This window comes from Halomonas sp. 707D4 (assembly GCF_024158685.1).
Lineage (GTDB): Bacteria > Pseudomonadota > Gammaproteobacteria > Pseudomonadales > Halomonadaceae > Vreelandella.
In genome coordinates this window covers 1-3,421 of sequence record NZ_JAMZBD010000344.1, presented here as the reverse complement: position 1 = coordinate 3,421, position 3,421 = coordinate 1, and the positions used below count along the sequence as shown (strand labels likewise).

General features: G+C 65.3%; 3 protein-coding genes. All 3 read right to left on the bottom strand.

All coding sequences use genetic code 11. From position 1 onward, the window contains the following. On the bottom strand, positions 1 to 292 hold a 292-nt coding region (locus BIS11_RS13315), incomplete at its 3' end, for a bifunctional ornithine acetyltransferase/N-acetylglutamate synthase (protein WP_253586247.1). A gap of 63 nt (positions 293 to 355) precedes the next feature. Beyond that, positions 356 to 3,076 (bottom strand): preprotein translocase subunit SecA, encoded by a 2,721-nt coding sequence (gene secA / locus BIS11_RS13310; protein WP_253422032.1) that lies wholly within the window; start codon positions 3,074 to 3,076, stop codon positions 356 to 358. Between the two features lie 39 nt (positions 3,077 to 3,115). After that, on the bottom strand, positions 3,116 to 3,421 hold a 306-nt coding region (locus BIS11_RS13305; protein WP_253586245.1), incomplete at its 5' end, for a hypothetical protein.

Below are 3,421 nucleotides of genomic sequence, written 5' to 3'. Positions count from 1 at the left end.
GGCAGGTGCGGTAGGCATCCGCCAGCCCCGACTCACCGGTACCCGCGTTGGCGTTGCCGGTATTGATCACCCAGTAGCGCGACGCACTGCTTTCCAGATGCGCCTTGGCGGCGATCACCGGCGCCGCGCAGAAGGCGTTCCGGGTAAAGACGCCCACGGTCGTGGCGCCTTCGGGCAGCTCGATGACGACGAGATCACGGCGCTGGGGCTTCTTGATCCCGGCCATGGCACAGCCAAGTCGCACCCCGTCGAGGGGCGGCATTTGTGGAAACGGACAGTGACCCACCGCCATGTTCTTCTCCTCTCGCCTAGTTCGTCCAACTAGAGCCGCTTGATGGATGCAATGCAAATGCAGTTACTGCAGCTTGCCGCAGCACTGCTTGTATTTCTTGCCCGAGCCACAGATGCACGGATCGTTGCGCCCGACCTTCGCCGCGTCACGACGCGGCGCGCGTTCCTCGGCATCGGCTGCGCTCTCGCCGGCCTCTTCCGGGGCACGCTGGGTGTTCACGGCGGCAGCCTTCTCGCGGGCGGCCGCTTCGCGACGCTTCTGTTCAAGCGCATCCACCTCTTCGGGCTGGCGCACCTGAACGTGGCTCAGAATCCGCGTGACGTCGGCCTTGATGTTGACCAGCAGGTGCTGGAACAGCTCGAAGGCCTCGCGCTTGTACTCCTGCTTGGGATTCTTCTGGGCGTAGCCGCGCAGGTGAATGCCGCGACGCAGGTGATCCATCGACTGCAGGTGCTCCTTCCAGCGGGTGTCGAGCACCTGGAGCATCACCTGCTTCTCGAAGCGCTGGATGAGCGCCTGGCCGGCGGCGGCGATTTTAGCGTCATACGCCTCGCGATGCATGGCCTGAAGGCGTTCTCTGAGCTTCTCTTCGCTGAAGCGGTCGTCCTCTTCGGCCCACTGGACCACCGGCGCATCGAGGTTGAACTCGGTCTTCAAGTGCATCTCGAGTCCCGGCAGGTCCCACTGCTCCGCCAGGCTCTGGGGCGGCACGAAGTCGCTGACGGTACTGTCCATCACCTCCTCGCGAATGCCGATCACGGCTTCGGAAACGTCGCTGGCGGCGAGGATGTCGTTGCGCTGCTCGTAGATCACCCGACGCTGGTCGTTGGCCACGTCGTCGTACTCGAGAAGCTGCTTGCGGATGTCGAAGTTGCGTCCCTCGACCTTCTTCTGGGCGCGCTCGACGGCGTTCGACACCATCTTGTGCTCGATCGCCTCGCCGCGCTCGAGCCCCAGCGCCTGCATCAGGCGCTTGACCCGGTCGGAGCCGAACAGGCGCATCAAGCCATCTTCCAGCGACAGGAAGAAGCGCGTGGAGCCCGGGTCGCCCTGGCGGCCGGCGCGACCGCGCAGCTGGTTGTCGATCCGCCGCGATTCGTGGCGCTCGGAGCCGATCACGTGAAGGCCGCCCGCCTCGAGCACTGCGTCGTGGCGCTTCTTCCACTCCGCCTTGAGCGCGGCGATCTGCTCGTCACTGGGGTTGTCGAGCTTGGCGGCTTCCGCCTCCCAGTTGCCCCCGAGCATGATGTCGGTACCCCGGCCGGCCATGTTGGTGGCGATGGTCACCGCGCCGGGCCGTCCGGCCTGGGCGATGATCTCCGCCTCGCTCTGGTGCTGCTTGGCGTTCAACACGTTGAACTTCATGCCGGCGTCGCGCATCAGCTTGGCGAGATACTCGGAGGTCTCGATCGAAGCGGTGCCCACCAGCACCGGACGGCCGGTTTCGGTGACCGCCTGGACGTCCTTGATGATCGCCTCGTACTTCTCCTCGGCGCTCAGGTAGACCAGGTCGTTCAGGTCCTTGCGCGCCAGCGGCCGGTTGGTGGGGATGACCACCACGTCGAGGCCGTAGATCTGGCGGAACTCGAAGGCTTCGGTGTCGGCGGTACCGGTCATGCCGGCGAGCTTCTCGTAGAGGCGGAAGTAGTTCTGGAAGGTGGTCGAGGCGAGCGTCTGGCTTTCGCGCTGGACGGTCACGCCCTCCTTCGCTTCCACCGCCTGGTGCAGGCCTTCGGACCAGCGCCGTCCCGGCATGCTGCGCCCGGTGTGCTCGTCGACGATCACCACCTGGCCTTCGACGACGATGTAGTCGACGTCGCGCTGATAGAGATGACGCGCGCGCAGCGCCGAGTGCATGTGCTGGAGAAGGTTCAGGTTCTGTGCGGCGTAGAGCGAGTCGTGCTCGCCCAGAAGCCCTTGGGCCCGCATCATCTCCTCGACCTTGTTGTGGCCCTGCTCGGTGAGTTCGACCTGCTTCTGCTTTTCGTCGAGCACGAAGTCACCGCTGACCGGCGTTTCGTCGTCCTCGCTCACCTCGCCACGCTCGAGGTTCTGGGCCAGGCCGTTGACCACGTTGTAGAGCTCGGTGTTCTCGTCCACGGCACCCGAAATGATCAAGGGCGTGCGCGCCTCGTCGATCAGGATCGAGTCGACCTCGTCGACGATGGCGAAGTGCAGATCGCGCTGGACCTTGTCCTCGAGGGAGAACGCCATGTTGTCGCGCAGGTAGTCGAAGCCGAACTCGTTGTTGGTGCCGTAGGTGATGTCACAGCGGTAGGCGTGGCGTTTTTCCTCGTTGGTCTGCCCGGCGAAGATCACGCCGACCGAGAGCCCGAGGAATTCGTAGAGCGGGCGCATCCACTCGGCGTCGCGGCGCGCCAGGTAGTCGTTGACCGTGACCACGTGCACGCCCTTGGCGGGCAGCGCGTTGAGATAGACCGCAAGCGTCGCCACCAGCGTCTTGCCCTCGCCGGTCTTCATCTCGGCGATGCGCCCGCGATGCAGGGTCATGCCGCCGACCATCTGCACGTCGAAGTGACGCATGCCCATCACCCGCTTGCTCGCCTCGCGCACCACCGCAAAGGCGTGGGGCAGCAGCTTGTCGAGCGTCTCGCCGGACTCGAGCCGGGCGCGAAGCTCCTGGGTCTGCGCCTGGAGCGCGGCATCGTCGAGCGCCTCGATCTCGGCTTCGAGCTTGTTGACGTCGAGGACGTTTTTCTGCATGCGCTTCACATCGCGATCGTTTTTCGAACCAATGGCCTTGCGCAGTAGTGTAGTGATCATGAACGTTCCAAATCTTTTCGGTCGCACCCGGTGGGCGCCCTATTGAATAAAGCGGCGAGGATCTTGCAAGGGCAGTGGGCGGGGCGGACCGCGTCGGGTGAGGACATCCCGCGCGGCGACCATCGGCTGGCCGTTGAACAGGGCAAGGAGAAGACGCGACAGGCGAGCGCCGGGCGCCTTCCTGCGTCCGGCCGCTTGACGCGTGCGCTGCTCGACGGCAAGACGCCGGGACTGGGCGCGCAGCATCGCCGGCACCCACAGGCAGATGGCGACACTGCGCTCGCTCACGCGACTGGCGTCACCGGCGGCCAGGCTCGCCGGCAGCAGGCAGCCGACCAGCAATCC

Excerpts from the sequence above, each read along its gene's own strand:
- secA (WP_253422032.1), bottom strand. The coding sequence starts at position 3,076 with ATGATCACTACACTACTGCGCAAGGCCATTGGTTCGAAAAACGATCGC.